This is a genomic window from Paenibacillus glacialis (assembly GCF_001637205.1).
GTDB lineage: Bacteria > Bacillota > Bacilli > Paenibacillales > Paenibacillaceae > Paenibacillus_AQ > Paenibacillus_AQ glacialis.
Map to the genome: position 1 here is coordinate 439682 of NZ_LVJH01000070.1, position 16457 is coordinate 456138.

At 46.1% G+C, this 16457-nt stretch carries 20 protein-coding genes; all 20 read right to left on the reverse strand.

Annotated features, from left to right (window positions below; genetic code table 11):
- Window positions 1-16 precede the first annotated feature (16 nt).
- Complete coding sequence (locus PGLA_RS24750) at window positions 17-658, reverse strand: putative phage tail protein (RefSeq protein WP_068537858.1); 642 nt, start codon at window positions 656-658, stop codon at window positions 17-19.
- Window positions 655-1479 carry a baseplate J/gp47 family protein gene (locus PGLA_RS24755; RefSeq protein ID WP_068537859.1) on the reverse strand — a complete coding sequence of 275 codons (825 nt, stop codon included), beginning with the start codon at window positions 1477-1479 and terminating at the stop codon, window positions 655-657. The genes PGLA_RS24750 and PGLA_RS24755 overlap by 4 nt, the downstream gene beginning before the upstream one ends.
- Window positions 1476-1916: a DUF2634 domain-containing protein gene (locus tag PGLA_RS24760; protein WP_245700296.1), complete on the reverse strand. Its 441-nt coding sequence runs from the start codon at window positions 1914-1916 to the stop codon at window positions 1476-1478. Before PGLA_RS24760 ends, PGLA_RS24755 begins: the two co-directional genes overlap by 4 nt.
- Entirely contained in the window at window positions 1909-2220 is a 312-nt protein-coding gene (locus tag PGLA_RS24765) for a hypothetical protein (protein ID WP_245700298.1), read from the reverse strand. The genes PGLA_RS24760 and PGLA_RS24765 overlap by 8 nt, the downstream gene beginning before the upstream one ends.
- A 23-nt stretch (window positions 2221-2243) precedes the next feature.
- Window positions 2244-3071: an XkdQ/YqbQ family protein gene (locus PGLA_RS24770; protein WP_145939661.1), complete on the reverse strand. Its 828-nt coding sequence runs from the start codon at window positions 3069-3071 to the stop codon at window positions 2244-2246.
- A gap of 158 nt (window positions 3072-3229) precedes the next feature.
- Window positions 3230-3883: a hypothetical protein gene (locus tag PGLA_RS24775; protein WP_068537862.1), complete on the reverse strand. Its 654-nt coding sequence runs from the start codon at window positions 3881-3883 to the stop codon at window positions 3230-3232.
- A gap of 3 nt (window positions 3884-3886) precedes the next feature.
- Window positions 3887-7270, reverse strand: a complete 3384-nt coding sequence (locus PGLA_RS24780) for a phage tail tape measure protein (protein ID WP_245700300.1) — start codon at window positions 7268-7270, stop codon at window positions 3887-3889.
- 175 nt (window positions 7271-7445) lie between these two features.
- Complete coding sequence (locus tag PGLA_RS24785) at window positions 7446-7862, reverse strand: hypothetical protein (protein ID WP_068537863.1); 417 nt, start codon at window positions 7860-7862, stop codon at window positions 7446-7448.
- Window positions 7863-7934: 72 nt separating this feature from the next.
- Entirely contained in the window at window positions 7935-8378 is a 444-nt protein-coding gene (locus PGLA_RS24790; protein WP_068537864.1) for a phage tail tube protein, read from the reverse strand.
- Between the two features lie 3 nt (window positions 8379-8381).
- A complete protein-coding gene (locus PGLA_RS24795; protein WP_068537865.1) occupies window positions 8382-9734 on the reverse strand; it encodes a phage tail sheath subtilisin-like domain-containing protein in 1353 nt (450 codons plus the stop codon).
- Window positions 9715-9957: a hypothetical protein gene (locus PGLA_RS24800; RefSeq protein WP_068537866.1), complete on the reverse strand. Its 243-nt coding sequence runs from the start codon at window positions 9955-9957 to the stop codon at window positions 9715-9717. Before PGLA_RS24800 ends, PGLA_RS24795 begins: the two co-directional genes overlap by 20 nt.
- Entirely contained in the window at window positions 9954-10442 is a 489-nt protein-coding gene (locus PGLA_RS24805; RefSeq protein ID WP_068537867.1) for a hypothetical protein, read from the reverse strand. The genes PGLA_RS24800 and PGLA_RS24805 overlap by 4 nt, the downstream gene beginning before the upstream one ends.
- Window positions 10439-10963 (reverse strand): HK97 gp10 family phage protein, encoded by a 525-nt coding sequence (locus PGLA_RS24810; protein WP_068537868.1) that lies wholly within the window; start codon window positions 10961-10963, stop codon window positions 10439-10441. Before PGLA_RS24810 ends, PGLA_RS24805 begins: the two co-directional genes overlap by 4 nt.
- Window positions 10950-11276, reverse strand: coding sequence for a hypothetical protein (locus PGLA_RS24815; protein ID WP_068537869.1), 327 nt, complete (start codon window positions 11274-11276; stop codon window positions 10950-10952). The genes PGLA_RS24810 and PGLA_RS24815 overlap by 14 nt, the downstream gene beginning before the upstream one ends.
- Complete coding sequence (locus PGLA_RS24820) at window positions 11273-11656, reverse strand: DUF3199 family protein (RefSeq protein ID WP_068537870.1); 384 nt, start codon at window positions 11654-11656, stop codon at window positions 11273-11275. Before PGLA_RS24820 ends, PGLA_RS24815 begins: the two co-directional genes overlap by 4 nt.
- Complete coding sequence (locus PGLA_RS24825) at window positions 11625-11939, reverse strand: Rho termination factor N-terminal domain-containing protein (RefSeq protein WP_068537871.1); 315 nt, start codon at window positions 11937-11939, stop codon at window positions 11625-11627. The genes PGLA_RS24820 and PGLA_RS24825 overlap by 32 nt, the downstream gene beginning before the upstream one ends.
- Window positions 11939-12886, reverse strand: a complete 948-nt coding sequence (locus PGLA_RS24830; RefSeq protein WP_068537872.1) for a phage major capsid protein, P2 family — start codon at window positions 12884-12886, stop codon at window positions 11939-11941. The genes PGLA_RS24825 and PGLA_RS24830 overlap by 1 nt, the downstream gene beginning before the upstream one ends.
- Before the next feature lie 19 nt (window positions 12887-12905).
- Complete coding sequence (locus PGLA_RS24835; protein ID WP_068537873.1) at window positions 12906-14114, reverse strand: XkdF-like putative serine protease domain-containing protein; 1209 nt, start codon at window positions 14112-14114, stop codon at window positions 12906-12908.
- 95 nt (window positions 14115-14209) lie between these two features.
- Window positions 14210-15040 carry a phage minor head protein gene (locus PGLA_RS24840; RefSeq protein WP_068537874.1) on the reverse strand — a complete coding sequence of 277 codons (831 nt, stop codon included), beginning with the start codon at window positions 15038-15040 and terminating at the stop codon, window positions 14210-14212.
- A complete protein-coding gene (locus PGLA_RS24845; RefSeq protein WP_245700302.1) occupies window positions 15033-16349 on the reverse strand; it encodes a phage portal protein in 1317 nt (438 codons plus the stop codon). Before PGLA_RS24845 ends, PGLA_RS24840 begins: the two co-directional genes overlap by 8 nt.
- Window positions 16350-16457: the final 108 nt, after the last annotated feature.

Genomic DNA, 16457 nt, shown 5'->3' on the forward strand with positions numbered 1-16457 from the left:
CTTAGATCATCCTTTCTTATTTTATTGGTAACTCAAAACCAGTTATCGGCCCATCCACGCCGTGGTAGATTCTACTGCTACCAACAGTCAACGTCTGATTAGTTAATTTACCACTTACGCCTACTTCGACTGGGATCTCTAAACCGCAGATCGGAAAGTCCACTTGATGGCCGTAACCGACTCCACGAATAATAATAGGTTGCTCAGGTGTCTTGGCGACCGGCACCGATCGTAGGATATGCACGGGCCGGATATATTCAAAATCCGCCTCCAATGCAGCCAGGTCTATTTTTTCCCCTGCAGCAAATTCAAAGCGGATCTCCTTTTCCTGAAAGTCTTCGATCACATTAAGAAGCTTGCCATACTTGTTGCCGATCAGCCGAAGCGTTGGCAACGTAAAGGGCCTCTTTGCCCATCTCTTCCGGCGTATTTCCTCCCGGCGATGATCCAAAGTTCCATTCTTCTCTTGCCTAAAATATATCCATTCCCACATAGATAATGCCCAGGTAGCACGTTGCAAAATAAATTGGTCACCCAAGTCGTCAATCTTTTTTTCTCGGTCATCTATTTCCTGTTCCATAACCATAAAGTGCCGCTCTACCATGTCGATTTCATACATGTACGGTGGCAACATCTCCCGATATCGTAAAGGTATCATGTAAGGATCACCTCAAGCTTCAGTACTGACGTGCTTGGTACTTCAACATCCTCAGTCATACCGTTCATCTTGAAGCTGCTGTAGTTTTCAACGCTTTTGACAAGTAGCAGCGCAGCCATATAGTTGTAGATTAACTTGCTACGACCAATAGCATAATCCAGGATGCGTTTGTGTATGAGATCAACCAACTCAGCCCGATCAATTGCGGTATCCAACTTCGCCTCGATGCGTAGCGTAAACACCTGTGCCGGATGTACCTGCAGGTCATGTCCCGCAATTCGCCGTTCATCCCACATCCAAACTTTAACCGTCTCCGCGAATGCTTCTGTAATCGGCTGGCTATTCAGATCCGTAAGATACAAATCAATAGAAGTATCATGCCGCTCTTTCTCCCGTGCCATGGCTCCGCCAACACCTTCTATTTCCATGGCCCATGCTTCATAGTCCTTCTTACGGCCACTTCCCTCCTCAGTAAAGGCACGATCAAGTTGCCGCAGTCGATATGTGTCGTCATCTTCTCCCAATTTACGTGGTAGTCCATCCGACCACCCATGACCGTCCAAAAACTCGCTATCCGCCCAAATGGGGAACGCTTGAATGAAGGCATAGGTTAAGAGCTCCTGTTGCTCAGATATCTCTTGAGCGATGGGATACCATAGGTCATAGAAGAATTCAGCATCATCCGTGGGCGGAGGAGGTAGACCTCTGTCATTTGCCAGTGTGATGGCCCTATTCACCCAACGACGGTAAATATCCTCAGGTGTTTCTTCTAATATTGCCATCGGTGGGAGAACCGGCAGATCCGCTAATTTCAAATTCATAGTCTAATCTCCTCCTCCAACAACGCAGTTCCCACTAGGCCAGTCAATGAGATCTGCAGGTACATGTCTCTGCCTACTCGCTGCATGGACAATACCTCTGCCTGTTCAATTTCCGTATGAGCGGTCAATGCCTCTTCAATATCACGTTTGATTTCAATGTCTTCCCATCCTGGCCACTCCGATTTTTCAACGCCAATATCCTCTCCGTATACGACATATTGGAAACGTTCAGTATTAAGTATTTTCATTGCTGTCTGTACCAGGTATTCCCCATAAGTTTGGGTCTTTCTTGGATGTCCACTATCAGTGAGTTCAAGGCGGCGGTTTCGCCAATCGATAACATAGGTCCACTTGGTTTCAGATCGCACAGACTCAGTGGACTCAATCTGATCTACCTCAGACAAGTCTAGTTCAGGAAAAAAACCTCCATCAGCCACCACCTGCCACATCCTTTCCAAGCACATAGTAGCGCTGTCCGGTCATGCGAGACACAATCAATCGATCACCAACCTGCAGAGGGCTTGGTGTGACCAGAACGCCCTTCAGTACAGAAACCGATGGCTCCTCAACCTCAAAAATCACTTCAGTACGTCTTTCCTGCAGGTAATCTGCAAAGACCAGTTTATCCTCTTCATAAGGATACGGATCTCCGTCCACTTCAAGTCTCGCGACAGGCCAATTCAACAGTGTGGCTCGTTCTGTATCCTTCGCATCGATGTGGTCTGACATTTTATTTCTCAACAGCTTCAAAGCATCGTTCAGCACTAGGCTTCCCTCCTTTCAAGTACCAACTGCACCGTGTACATGCCGTTGCTGAAACTAGATTCTGCACTCTCCACAATCCATTTAGATACATGATCGGTCTTGATCAGTACTAACCAACCAGCTCTTAATCCGGAAAGTGTGTGGTCCTCATGTTTTACGGTGATTTTTTTGATCTGCTTGGGAACAGATAAAGCCTTTAGTCGCTGAGCTGCGACCGTTGCCGGAGTCTCGTCCTCCTCCACCTCAATGATTTCCTCCATCCTTCCCATCGACTTCACTGCACCCGCATTAGTCTTAGTCACTGAAGAGGCTAGCTTGTCGTCCTTGTACTTCTCAGCTGTCACGACCGTGTACGTATCCTCTATGGAATAACCTGCTGTGCTAGACTCCATCTGATCGGGAATAAAAATAGGGACCCGGCTATTGGTCCCCTCCCTTTTTACCTCCAGATAGAAACTCTGGTCTGTCCGTACCACATCCACATGGTATCGGTAGCCGCTACGCTCATATGCCTTTTGCAGCACATCCAAGATCAAATCGGAATGATACATCGTGCCATAGCGTTCATCAAGATTAAAGCCCAGCTTCGGGCAACGGAAGTCTACACCTGTAGTTTTGATATAACGCTGCAGCTCTGCCCCAGCCTCTCCCTTCAGATATGGACGCGTGCCTTTGTTCTTCGCTAGATACCAGCCAATTTCACGAGTCTCAATTTCCCAAGCATTTGTAAATTCATTTTCCTCATATTTAATGATCGGGCCATGGAAAAATTGATTCTTTGCGTTCGTTAGTGGACCTTTAATTTGCTGCGAAAAGCACATCAACATACCAGCGACCCTCATGCCCGTGGCATTGCGTAACCGCACCGTCGCGCTGCGGGCGATTTCATCCCTGCCAGAAGACCAAGACAGCTCATCAACCGCATCCGTTAAGACGTGGCGAGTGTTATCTTTCCCATACAAAACTGTGAAACCATCCACACCAATCACTTCCCTTTAACGCTAGCATTTTTACTGGATATGCGGCTCTTTTGGTTCGAGTAATCGAAAGAGCCCTTCGCGTTATCTTTAGCCTTGTCCTTAGCCTTTTTACTTTTATCCTTGGCCTTTTTGGCTTTTTCGCTTGTCTTCTTCTTATTCTTCGCATCCTTTTTCCCAGTCGTGTTTGGTCGACTCTTTGATGATTTAGTTATTATTACACCAGGTTTAAGCAGTTGCTTTGTGTTGGAGTAGGACACGATTTTTACTGGCTTATTCTCGACAAATGAAAAGGTAACATGAAGATTACCCTGTCCGTCTTTATAGGTTTTCTCCATATTTTCAATGATCATCGTCTGACTGAACAAGTTTTCGAAATTAAGTACAACCGGCTTTGCCTTCCATTGTTCCAACAGATTCCACGTTGTCTCTGGGGTCTTATAGGTGACGGTTTGCTTACTATCTTTCTCCCAAATGTTCTCCCATTGCCGTGGTAAAATGCTCGAAAAAGAAACCCGATTCACTTTGGAAACGGGTTTACCTGTACGCTCCTGTCCGGTAATAACGGTAAATACCTCAACCTCATTACCCGATGTAATCTGAATTTCTGCTGGGGTAATCGGGAACGTAAGACGGATTTTCCCTTGAGATAATGCCAACATGGCTTACCCTCCATTCTCCAGAACTTTGTACAATTCTTCACCAAATACTTGACGAATCAATGCCCGACCTTGAGGGCTAGTCATCATCTTGGCAAATTGAGCAAAGTCTGTAATTCCTTTCGCTAGCTCTCCAAAGTCGATGTTAATGTTCTGAATGGTGACAGCTTTAGGTGTTGCAGGGGATGCCTGATTAAGTGTTTGGGCAATGGGAACGCCACTACCAACCATGCTCCCATACTGTGGTCCCTGAATACCTTGGACACCACTACGCAATGTTCCAGCAATCGAAGTCATCTTTTGTCGTATGGAATCCGACTTCAACCCACCTGCGAACATTGAAACAAAGTTGCCTGCCCATTTGTCAGAATTGCTTGCTGGACCTTCTTTGGTCGGCGAGTGGAAACCAAGAAAATTCTTAATGACTCCTGCAGCATCGGAAACGGCCGCAGATAATGATGGGAATTTACTTCGTATTCCGGATGTCATCATAGAAATTAAATTACTTCCCCAACTGCTACCTTGGCTACTGATATTCTGTAACCCCATCAAATGCGACCGTGTCTCGCTTACCGCAGACTTTGCAGCAGAACTGATTCCTCCAAAGCTCTTCCCAGCCTGACCTGCTCCCTGCACGATCTCCTGCGTGCTGCTCTTAGCTGTTTGTCCAAGCTGCTTTGTTTGGACTCCTGCTTTCTGAGATACTGTACCGACGGCGCGAATGTTGTCCTGAGCTTTTTTCGAATCTGTACTCTTTAACATTCCAACAAAGCGGTCTTTTATCTTGTCCACTGTCTGGGTGACACCGTTCTGATCCATTGCATTACTCAAAGACTGCTTTAAGCCATTCTTCGATACGTCCGAACGAAACGACTCGAAGGCCTTTTGAAGTTTTATAGTTTTCTCAGGCGTCATATTTCCGAAAGTAACCTTGGATTCAGGTGGTGCGACTGGAGCCGCTGCAGGTGTTTCTTTTTTCTTACCTGTGATCCAGTCACCGATGGAATAGATACCGTCTACAGCTTTTTTGGTCCATCCGGCATTATCGGCCATTGAACCAAGTTTTTCACCGACCCATCCTCCAGCAGCCGCACCGACAGCCGTACCGATGGGACCAGCTAGTGAACCGACCACTCCTCCGACGATACCTCCGGCAGTGCCACCCAGCATGGAACCACCTGTTGAAGATATGGCCGATCTAATACCATCTTTTTTTGTTGCCTGGTATAGGTCATAGCCACCAAATCCAATCCCTGCCACAGTACCAACAATCCCCGCCGCCTTAAGTGCCTTTTTTCCACCTTTAAATAATCCCTTAATCATGCCACCTTTAGGTGCATCAGGGATTACATCTGGAATTGATGAGGGGCTATTTAGCCGTGTTGGACTTCGGTAAGTAACCCGCGCCTTTGCTGGGGCTACATCAACATCAGGTAAGTTTGGTGCTCTTGTTGTTCCAGTACCACGTCGCGCACCTATGGCGTCCTTATTGCGGCCACCCAGAGTATTACGATTATTTGTTCCTTTACTGTTTAGCCCTAGCCCACGTCCACCTCGTTTGCTTCCTCGACCTCCTCGACGTTTTTTATTTCTACCATTCCCGCCAAGACCACCACCAGCCTCGTTCAGATATACCACACTGGCATTAATGGTCATTGGGGATGCTGAGCCTAGCCCCCTCACTCCTCCACCGTTACCACCAATGCCACCTCTTTGAAGAGAGAACCGTTTTTTTGTAGGCGTGCCAACTTCTTCGGTAGGAGTAGAATTCTTTGCTGTCTTGCCCCAGCTGAGCCAACCGCGGGCTTTCTTGCTCCCAGCAATCGTATCGTCTACGAGTCCTTTGACAAATTTAGTCCCCTTAATAGTAGCGATACTGCCACCGATAAGAAGCAAACCTGTATTAATTGCAGTAAAGTGTTCACTATAAATGCTAGTTAACCCGCTAACAAAACCTACAACATTGGAGCTTATCGCCTGTATGTCGTCCTTATTTTCAGTCAGCAGATCATTAAATTCCTTAAGCGCCGGGAGGACAGCAGTAGATAGGTTCGCACCAATGTCTTGCATTTGTAAGTTTATTTCATTCCTAGTTCTGATCATATCAATCATAGGATTAGCATCTTGCTGAGTTTTAAGTAATTGATCAGTTGTGCCTGTAACGTCAGGGGCCTTTTGGAATGGAACTGCATACGTCTTCAATATAGCATCTGCATTATCCTCTGCTGCTGCTGATCCTAAGGATACCAACGATGCTTTTAATTCACTTCTTGTTTGGCTGGCAAAATCCGCGACTAATGCAGCTATTGCACCCTGACTCCGCTGTGTGTCTCCAGAATTAATATCGGTCGTGAAGTCGCTAGCTTGCCTTGCTGCTTCATCCTTTCCAGATCCACGCAACTTAAAGTATGTTTCCATATCCCCAGTATTCAAAGCTTTGACCCCAAAAGTTTCTTTAAAAAAGTCAGCTGGCTTATCAAAATTAAATGCCCCTTGTTCTAGACTCTGACCCAAGAAGTTAGCCATTTGAGCAGAACTGCTGCCCGCATTCTTGAAATAACCACTATATTCCCAGAACGTATCATTCACGTCCTGCTGAGGATCGCCTACCATTTTATAAGCGTAGTTAATACTATCATTGGCTTTGGAAGGACTCTCTCCAAAGACTTTAGACACTTGAGAAATTGCTCGTAAGTTTTCTTCTTTACCTGAGTCGGGACGGATGTACATCGACTTAGCAACTTCTTCAGCCAAACTGGCTACTTGATTCTTATCCTTCATTAATGGAGAGGCATCGGCTAGTAATGTTGCTCCCTCAGTTTTATTCGGAATGATACCTTGTTTCACTAGATCTTCCATTTTAGCCAATCCTGGTTGACGAAAATTCTCTGGCAAAAAGGGAGCACTCCTAGCAGCCTCGGAATTATATTCCATCACATTGCTAAACATGGCATCTTTAAGCCCACCGCCCAGCAGCATGGCACCTGCTGTTGCAGTAATAGTTGCTATCTTAGATGAAATGGTATCCAATACTGGACTAACATCATCCTTTGCACGAATATGCACACGGGAGTCACTCATCCCTCTTATTTCCGCATCTGCCCGTGACGCAGAACGCCTTAGATCGTCTGCTCCGCTCCGAGCGCGCCGGAATAAATCATCAACATTTGCCCTTCCCAACCTACGTGTTTCGTCCGATGCATTACTAATCCGACTTCCCAGGTCATCTGCAGCGCTCCGAGATCGTCTGAGGTTAGAGACCAAATCATCCCCCATCTGTCCGGATGCGCGTCGGAAATCTAACAGATCATCGGTAGCACCGCGCAGTACTTTGCGTATATTCCTAACAGCACCAGAAATAAAATCCTGGGCTTCGAACGGAACCGTCACTTTTGATGTAGCTGCTATTGTCTTTCACCTCCTTCCTTCTATTTCTTAGCCAGCCGCTTCGCCTCTTCTTCTGCGATCATCCCTGCGGCAAGACAGAAATAATACTGCCGCTGCTTATCAACTTCATACGGCAATATTTCTGAGGGTAGTCGCTTCTGGTTAATCCAAAAGGAAGCTACCCAACTTGCTTCTCCGTCTTGCTTGATGATTTTTTTGCTTCTTTAATCAACACATCCTTCGTTTCTTGAAAATTACGAACTGCTTGACTAAGGGCTGAATAATCATTTGGATTTTCTAACAAACGAGGTGGCAGCTCAAATTTGCTTGTACAGTTAAACGACTTCAACAGATCAACATTATTCCAATCAAAATCATGTTCCGTAGCCTTGACGATCATTACGTCAATCTCGTTGTGTGATTCTTTTACGTTACCGTTGTCATCGTACGATAATTCGTAAGCACGACGAACCTCCATCGTCGTTAGGCGGCGTACAGCCCAATCATCACCATCAGCAGACACCGTAATAATGTCATCCTTACGGCCAGCCTTTCCTTTTTCCAGATACTTTTGCAATTTGTCTTGGTTACTCATTAATAATTCCTCCTAATAGGTGTAATTTATTTGGGACAAAGAAAATAAAGAAGAGGACGAGTATCCGTCCTCCTATGCCATATAATCCGGAAATTGTTTCACGAAATCATAATCTGTCGCGGTCCCCGACAATGTAATATCGATACCGTTATTGTCATCTATCTTTGCAACCATGATGTCCATCTCGTCATGGATGTGAATACCTGTGATCAACACTCGCTCAGTATTCCCTGTCATCTTATCTTCGAGGGCACCCGTAATTCGGGGCAAGAACAATGTCTTACCTGCTTTGAAGTCTTCCAACAACCTATAGCGCAGGCGTGATTCCAGCTTTGACATGACCAACTTAACGGTAATCTCATAACCTGTGAGCTGTTTTGTCTTCGTCATACGGCGTGCTCTAACAATATCAAGGTTCTCCGGCTTCAATAAAACCTCGATCTCCTTAATCGTTTGGATATCATCACCGTTGTCGTCCTGAACAGACAGGTTACGGCCAATCAGTTCGCGTTCCATTGATTACGCCACCTCCCAAGTGATATAGAATGCTTCGATAGCGTCCAGTGGTTTTGCAAACACTTTGAAGAAAGCATAATCGAAGTCGCTCGTTTTTGAACCGTCTTCTGTAAATGTGAAGTTATCAGCAATCGCCTTTTGCTGTCCGCGGATTTTAAGGTACTCAAGAACGGCAGCAATAAACATTCCACGGCCATCTTTATCGTTGTCTAGCTTTGCCTTTTGCTTTTTGGCAGTTGCATAAATATCATTAAGCACTTGGTCAATCGTCATAGACACTCTGATCTTTCCGAAGTCCTCACGCTCTCCCGTTCCAAGTGTGGTCAGCGTATTAATTGCTGATTCAATGATATAGTCGTAACCGTCACGGGTAGCCATTAGCGTACCTTCAGCCAATCCCTTAATCACTTCGCTATGGCTCCAGTCCACCTTTGCTAGCTTCATAGGCACCTTTACACCTGTAAATGATTTGTTCGCAGGAGTACCAGCGGCCAACCCTGCCACCCAAGCAGCCCATTCAACTGAACTATAAGTTTTACCATTGAGGTGTTCACCAGCTAAAGTACAGTTAATGATGTAACGTGCATTCATCGCACGACTACGTTCATTGTGCGACTCAATATCACCATCCTTAGACGCTTCCCCTGCAACAACCAACTGTGCGAGTTTACGTGCCTTTATGCGGCGATCCAACAGCCATTGTTTGCAAGCTACTTGGACAGCTTTGTCAGTGGATGGCAGATAGAATACATCAAAGGTTAGGCCATCAATCCGGTTAAAGATCCGACTCCAATCGGATGCAGTCATCGTAGCCGTCCCCGTGATACCACCAGCTAATTTTGTATAAGCCAAGTCAGCCAGTGCAGTTACTCCTGTATTTTTCAAACGGACCATTGCCGACTTCTTCAGTATTTCAATCGCTTCAGCTTTGTCAGCAACCAGGTATGTCTCCGTATCATAGGTCCCTTGGCTATCTCGGATCACGATCTCTTTCTTTAAAACATCTACCAATGCTGTCCGTACCATAAATTCAAAGTCATTACCGCGCGTCCCTGGATAACGTGCCTCAATGGTGTAGCTATCAGGCACAGCATAAAGAGCTGGCTTTTCTTGCTCGTTGGTGACGCGGTAGCCGACCACCGTTGCCCCACTCTCTGCAGCAAGCTCTAATTCGTCCACAAGCAAGCCCGATTCCTTTAGTCGTTCAGAAGTATCCGCCATATCAATTGCTTGGTTAGGCGCCCCCCACTCGGCTTGATAAGGGATCAGCACACGACCCGTAACCGGGATAATGCGAGCCTTTGCTAGTGCGATTAGCTCAACGTAGGCACCTGCTCTATTCCTTTGTATCGACATTCACTGTTTCCTCCTTCGTTACTGGACGCAAGTATGCTTCCAGCTTTTGATTAACTTCTTGCCTTGATAACAGGGCATCAGTTTTACAATCAAAAAGAGCGCCCGCGATTTCAAAGCGTTCCCGCTTCAATACCACTGCGCCCTCAATCCATTCCTGCTTGGTTCGTTTGTTCAGATCATTCGAAACATCTACAGGCTCTCGGACTGTTTTTTTAACACTCATAGCTTGTACTCCCCTTCATCGATATAGAAATCGTTGATTTTTTCCACCGGCTGCCCATCGTCTTTGATCAGTAGCTTAGGAACGTGTAGCAAATAAGAATACCGGAAAGTAACCTCTGTCCGATCCTTCAGCTCACGCGTACGTGGTGCCTCTATCACCATCATGATCCCGAAGCGCTTTGATGCTACGCAGAATCTACGTTGCCGAAGGAATAAGAAGAAAGGAGCCAGGTCCAACGGAATCGGCTCCCCTTGATCCTCTTCTCCTATCCGTTCCATATCAAAATGGAAGACCAGTCCCACATCCTCAATAATCCGGTCTGCCATCGGTGTATGCACTTTGTCTGAAACCAGATCAGTTTCCACAAATACGCTTGGTCGCTCAAACTGTCCAGCTTGCCATAACGATCGATCCCGAAGAATCGGAAGCTCAGGATAAACCTGCTGCACGATCTCAGCCCACGCTTTAAGCCCAACATCCATCATGACAGCATCCTCTCCAATTCCTTTTCCAAACGCTTCTGGATTAAAGCATTCATTCCGCCTTCCAACTGCTTGATGGCAATGTCAAAATAATGCCGACCAATAAATGTTCTTGGTTTTGCCATAAAGCCGCCTTTAGCGTTTGGATCATAAATGAATGCTCCTACACTATCCCAGTAACCAGGTACAAAGTGGGCCTTGTGAATTGTATATCCATCATTAATCAACCGTGGATATCCCGCTTTGCTTGGATCATTGCTTCGGGTTCCCAAATTAGAACCAACTTCAAGTGTGATTGCATTACGATCCACATCCCATTCCCATACATTTCCGTCTTCGCCACGCGTGAACGAGTTCCACATCAAACCCGTATTAATAAGATCCTGCTTATCGATCTCGTCAATGACTAAGTTTAATAGTGTCTCCCCCACAGCTTCAGCAATATTACGGAGGATCTCACTCACTCCTTCATCGCTCAGCTTTTTAAACTTACGGGCCAAGCCGTCGAAATCATGAATGTTCACTGCCCTTCACCTCACATGTAACAAGGATCTCTCTCCAATATCGCCGGGGAATCGCATCAATAACTAAGTAGCGACGACCTAGTAGATGTATCTCATCACTAAGCTTCACATCGGCTGATTTAGGTAAGCCTATCGTCTTCTTTATGATATACAATACAGGCTTTTCATCCGTCTTCTCGGACGTTTCAGTCTTAATGACAAAGCACTTATGATCCCCTACCTTGCCGGACTTCCGATCACTGAACAGGTCGTCGCCATCCTTCTTCCTAGTTACCCGGTACAGTGCCAACGGTGTATGGAAGCGATGGTTCATAGCAAATAGGCCGTAACGTTTCCGTCATCGGCCTGCTCCTGCTTCTGAATCCACAGGAAGAGAATATTATCTACATCAGCGTTGCCTGTGGTCTTACCCGCTACTGCTTGCCTCGTATAGGTCCATGCTCCATCACTTTCTGAAGAATATCCCCTCGCTACTGATGCAAGATACTCCTCACTATCTTGAAGCGCTAGCGACTCTGCTAGCCTTACCCAGGCCAACATGAGCTGCTTATCTACCGTTTCAGGAAATTTAACAGGCAAGTATAATTCTATCCTAGTCTGCGCGTCATCAATGTACTGCTCCAACAGTTCAGGCAAGGCTTCCTGGACTGCACTCACACGACTACGTAGTTGGAGGATCGTCGGTGTTAGCATCGGACTGTCCCTTTCCTTCTAGCGCGGTTAGCGCCTTAATCAGTTCAGGCTTCTTCATATCACTAAAACCCTCTACTTCCAATGCCTTCGCCTTATCTTTAAGTTGGACAGGTGTCAGGTCCTCCAGTGGAACGACCTTTTCCTCACGTATCTCAAAGTCTGATTGGTCTCGTAACTTCTTCAAAACTGATTCACTTTCAATAAGCACCGACACCCTCGGTTCAAACCTGATGCCATGCAGGGTAAGGGACGCGTTGGTCCCCCTATACGTAACGTATGCCATTAAAATTCCACCCCTTCCACGTAAGCAACTGCACTAGGTTCTTCAAAAATAGAATCAAAATCAGTGTGAATGGCATAGAACCGCTTATCAGCATAGATCGCATCTTTACCTTCAGTAGTCTTGCGAATCTGCATGTCATAGGTATGCACCATAGCGAAGTTCTGCTGATACGTGAACAGAATCGCACCTTCAGGCATATGAGGAACTTCCTCCACATCATATGCATTGACCTTCTTAACACCGCCAGTAATTTGAAGCTGGATCGATGCGCTAGTATCCATCTCTGCAAGTTTCTGAAGACGTTTCGAGAAGGTATTAGGGTGCATGAAGTATTTAAACACACCACCAGATCGAAAGCGCGTTGCAATAGCACGCTCAACTTCAAACAGGACCCCTTTCTTTTGAGTAGCTGTCATAGTTTTGAAGTCGAGGAAGTTACCTGTTTTACGTGCAAGCTTCAACCAACCGTCATTAATCTTCAGAAATTCATAATCTGGATCAGTACTTATAGTAGCGATATCTCCGTTGAAACCGATATCCTGCATATTATCACCAAAGTTATTCGCCATGGAACGCATGATAATATCCTCAGCATTTTGGCCACGAACACGCTGCGTCTGACGAATGAATTCTTCGGTGATTTCAAATGGTAGAACAACTGGTTCCACAGCATACGGTACTTGTGGAAAAGAAGGAGCTGCGCCATTCATTGCCATGACATTCTCTTTTTTTCCACGCAAGTTACGACCCGTTACGCCGATTTTGTCAATCGTACCTTTAGAACTCAGTCTATTAATATGGCGAATCCCTTTAAGAAAATCAGTTGATTCATACGCCATTTCTGTAAAAGCATCCACTTGCTCATAATTGAGCGCTGTGTTATCCATCGATGTTACAATAGTGGACTTTTGAATTGTGGTATTAGCGATTTGACCGTTTGTTCTCATGAATATTATCCCCCTTAGATTAGAGCAATCCGACGAAGCTTACGCCGCCTTCTGCCTTGTTAATTTCTTGTTCGCCACCTTGAGCAGAACCGCCTCGACTATTCTTTACTAGCTGCACATCAGTAGCCAACGTTTGCATTTGCTCCGTGAGCGGTGCGAGTGCCTTGGTGATAGCATCGCTTAGATCATTTTGTTCAACTGACGGTTCGGTACCAGTAGGCTGCCCCTCCATACCATCCTCTTTCTTCAGCTCCGCAATCTCAGCAGTCAAACCTTCAACTTGCTTAGCGATCGGAGCCATGGCAGCCGTTACGGCCTTTGCAATATCCTCTGCTTTCAAATCGTCTTCCTCCTTTGGCTCTACAGGAGCCGTATTATTTTTAAGTGCAGTTAGTGCAGTAATAGCATCATCCACATGTTTCAGGTTGCCTGAAGAAATCTTCTTTCCTGCTTTGGCGATCTGTTCAGACGGTTTGCCGATAGCTTTCACAATGTCTTCCTGAATCAGAACTGCTTGAGCGATCTCAACAAAATCCTGTAAGGCTTCCCGGATGATCTCAGTATCAGATTCAATGCCGTTCTCCCATTGGTCCCAACGAAAAAGAACCGAGTTCAAGGCGTCTTGTGCTGCCCAAAATTCTCGGTTCTTTCGATTCTTATTATATTTGTCTGCCACAGCGCCCTTTTCAATCAGACCTAACGCCTTTGCAATTCTACTCAAGAGTCCCTTAGATACCTCCTCTTGTTCCTCGACCTCTTCACGCTTTCCAACACCCCACATGCTAAAGCCAGTAATCTCACCTTTCTTGATGTCTTCCCAAGTGTCGTCATCTGTCACTTTTACAGCTGCGATCCAAGAGCCTTTTGCGATGGCTTGATCGCCCAGCACCATGTCACAAGGTGCGACATAAGACTCGACAACATAACCCTTATCAGCTTCTAGGTCATGTTGTTTATCGATGTTGTAGGTGTGCTGCTTCTCCATGAAGAGATGTGCGGCTTTCTCGATCTCGACCTCATCCATCTGATCATCATGAGCATCTACTAAATCCGGCTGGTATACGGTACCCTTTACAATACGCTTGTCATCGTCGATCTTGGCGATGAGAACTTGCTTGTTAATTGCATTTGCTTTGTCTGCCTTAATGATTGCAAACGGTACACCGTTCGCTCCCTTGTCTACCAGGGAAATGTGCGTTATCTTGGCATCTTTCAGTTTATAAGTCATATCTGTTTTTCACCCCCCTTCAGTAATAATGAAAGCGCAAAAAGACACGAATCCATAATCCTTCGTGCTGAATTGAACATATTCAGTTCCTCCTCTTAATCCATCACTGATTGCATCGTACAGCGACACTGAATGATTTCCTCTGCACGTCCTGAAGGATCACCCGGAAACATCAGATCGCTTTTCCCAACCTTAAAGGGCTTGTCGATCGGCTGGACTTGGCCATCAGCTTTCCTATGAGTTTTGCGGGTTCTGCTTCCCTTTGAAGATCGCCATTTCTTACCTGTGACAACTTCTGACTGCTTCCATCCCTCAAGCTTCCCACCGTTGGCTGTGGCTGTGCTCATTGTACGAGCAACGGTGACAGCTCGTTTCATGCTAAAAGGACCCTCTTCCCCCTTGGTGGCTGCGGCGCTGATCTCTTGTACTAATACCGCTCTCTCTGAAGGCGTCTTTCCTTCTTTAATTGCCTTCTGAAAAGCTCGGGTCATAACATCCTTACTGGTCCCATTCATATCCGGCACCAGTTTCTTCAGCTTCAAGGCGAACCGGGATGCTGCCTTGTTCTTTGTGGACCAGCTCTTGTCATTATTAAGGACCGTCAATTCTGTTTCTCCAGCTAAATGGAATAACGGTGTGAATGCATCATAGATAGCCTGCTCAAACTGTACGGTGAACAGATCACCGGCCTGGACGGATATCAATACCTTGCCCAGCTCCCCAATATCAATCAGCAGTTCCTCGTTCAGTTCTAAAATAGCTTCGTGCAATTCCTTACCCTGCAGCTCAAGAATCTCAACAATACGATCCTCGCCCTGCTTGTATAGCTCTTCCAGCACAGAACGTTCAGCATGGGTTAATTCCAAGCTATCCAGAAATTCCGTGTCATCTGCTTTAGCTATTAACTCCCAGCATGTCTCACACATGGATGCCTGCTTCCTGATCGCTCTGTCGCAGCAATCGCTTGGCGATCATTGCCACTTGGTCCTGTATGTCATCTGTGTCTGAGTCCTTCGTCATCAGGGCAGGTTGACTGTTAATCATCTGAACGATCGGAGTATCTAGGTATTCCTCGGTGTACTTAGATTCATCAACGGTGGTATCCAGTACTTCCTCAGCAATCGGAATAAGATCACGAACCAGCATGATACCACGGTCAGCAATAAAGTCGAGTAGCTGCTTGCGATCTTCAGGATCGATAATGCGTGGCCCCCGCAAAGTTGCCTTTACTCGAAAAATACCAATAGTCGGAAACAGACGCTTGTTAAAAATTTCATCCATAATCCATTTACGGTAAGGTTCAAATATCTGCTCCTCTGCAAACCGCAGCGCAGCCTGTGCCGTTGCCCGATTATAGTCGGAGCTCTGGCCAACTAGAATAGGTGGCAAACGAAAAGAGGAAAGAATATCTGCCTTCTTCTCTTTTCCGTAATCCAGAAAGAGTGCATCCTGCTGAAGGAGGTCGTTAAGCTTGTCCAGCTTGATAGCTACCTTTTCAACCTTCTCGTCCAGCGGACCACCTGTTTCTTCCCCTTTGGCTTCTAGGTACAGGATGCCACCCTGCGATTGAGAGCCCTTAACATTCTTTAATAGCTCCATTGATTGCTTTGTTAAACGACCATTGGTCACAGTCAGAATCATAGACAGCATCCGACCATTTGAAAAGTAGGAGACGTTCAACTCCTCTGCCTCACGGCTACCGACCACGCCCGGTGTATTTCCAAACCAACGCGGTTCACCGTAGGGACCATCATTTCCAAAACGTAACGGGATAATTTGGTTATCCTCTCCCTCGGTACCAAATAAGCGGAACCAAACAACAGATTGCCCTCGCTTCATGGCATAACGCCTTGCGTAGATATTTTGGGAGAATTCCTCAATTTTCTTCGTAGATTTGATACGCCGTTTTCGCTTGATAGTCGATACGTTGCTCTCGGTAGTACACCTGATGTACTGTGGCTTCATACGGTAAATCGTTGGATACTCACTTCCTTGCGGCCATGCAACTTCTACATCTGCCATGCCACAGCTCTCCAAGTCTTCTATCAGCATCCCTATGATTTCCTCAGGAGAATCCTCAAGGTTACATGTCTCAAGGAACTTCTCTGCCCGATTCCAGTCGTCTATCGCTGTCGCGTCATTCTCACCCGGTAAATACTCCAATGCAATTCCATAACCCGCGATGTTTCTCTTATATGCTTCGATGCATTGCGGGATAATATTGCTATTCTTCACCAGCAGTTTGCAGGAAGCAGGGTCATTGCCCAAAGGGAAGGGCAGCAACCCATGCCGATCATAAAGATTCTCAAAGCTATCGGGTAGCTGTGCGCTTGAAGGAATATG

Excerpts from the sequence above, each read along its gene's own strand:
- PGLA_RS24755 (WP_068537859.1), bottom strand. The coding sequence starts at position 1,479 with ATGAATTTGAAATTAGCGGATCTGCCGGTTCTCCCACCGATGGCAATA.
- PGLA_RS24790 (WP_068537864.1), bottom strand. The coding sequence starts at position 8,378 with ATGGAACGCGAACTGATTGGCCGTAACCTGTCTGTTCAGGACGACAAC.
- PGLA_RS24775 (WP_068537862.1), bottom strand. The coding sequence starts at position 3,883 with ATGTTGGCATTATCTCAAGGGAAAATCCGTCTTACGTTCCCGATTACC.
- PGLA_RS24770 (WP_145939661.1), bottom strand. The coding sequence starts at position 3,071 with ATGTTGATGTGCTTTTCGCAGCAAATTAAAGGTCCACTAACGAACGCA.
- PGLA_RS24840 (WP_068537874.1), bottom strand. The coding sequence starts at position 15,040 with ATGTGTGAGACATGCTGGGAGTTAATAGCTAAAGCAGATGACACGGAA.
- PGLA_RS24800 (WP_068537866.1), bottom strand. The coding sequence starts at position 9,957 with ATGAGTGTTAAAAAAACAGTCCGAGAGCCTGTAGATGTTTCGAATGAT.
- PGLA_RS24750 (WP_068537858.1), bottom strand. The coding sequence starts at position 658 with ATGATACCTTTACGATATCGGGAGATGTTGCCACCGTACATGTATGAA.
- PGLA_RS24785 (WP_068537863.1), bottom strand. The coding sequence starts at position 7,862 with ATGAGTAACCAAGACAAATTGCAAAAGTATCTGGAAAAAGGAAAGGCT.
- PGLA_RS24825 (WP_068537871.1), bottom strand. The coding sequence starts at position 11,939 with ATGGCATACGTTACGTATAGGGGGACCAACGCGTCCCTTACCCTGCAT.
- PGLA_RS24830 (WP_068537872.1), bottom strand. The coding sequence starts at position 12,886 with ATGAGAACAAACGGTCAAATCGCTAATACCACAATTCAAAAGTCCACT.
- PGLA_RS24820 (WP_068537870.1), bottom strand. The coding sequence starts at position 11,656 with ATGCTAACACCGACGATCCTCCAACTACGTAGTCGTGTGAGTGCAGTC.
- PGLA_RS24795 (WP_068537865.1), bottom strand. The coding sequence starts at position 9,734 with ATGTCGATACAAAGGAATAGAGCAGGTGCCTACGTTGAGCTAATCGCA.
- PGLA_RS24805 (WP_068537867.1), bottom strand. The coding sequence starts at position 10,442 with ATGATGGATGTTGGGCTTAAAGCGTGGGCTGAGATCGTGCAGCAGGTT.
- PGLA_RS24835 (WP_068537873.1), bottom strand. The coding sequence starts at position 14,114 with ATGACTTATAAACTGAAAGATGCCAAGATAACGCACATTTCCCTGGTA.
- PGLA_RS24815 (WP_068537869.1), bottom strand. The coding sequence starts at position 11,276 with ATGAACCATCGCTTCCATACACCGTTGGCACTGTACCGGGTAACTAGG.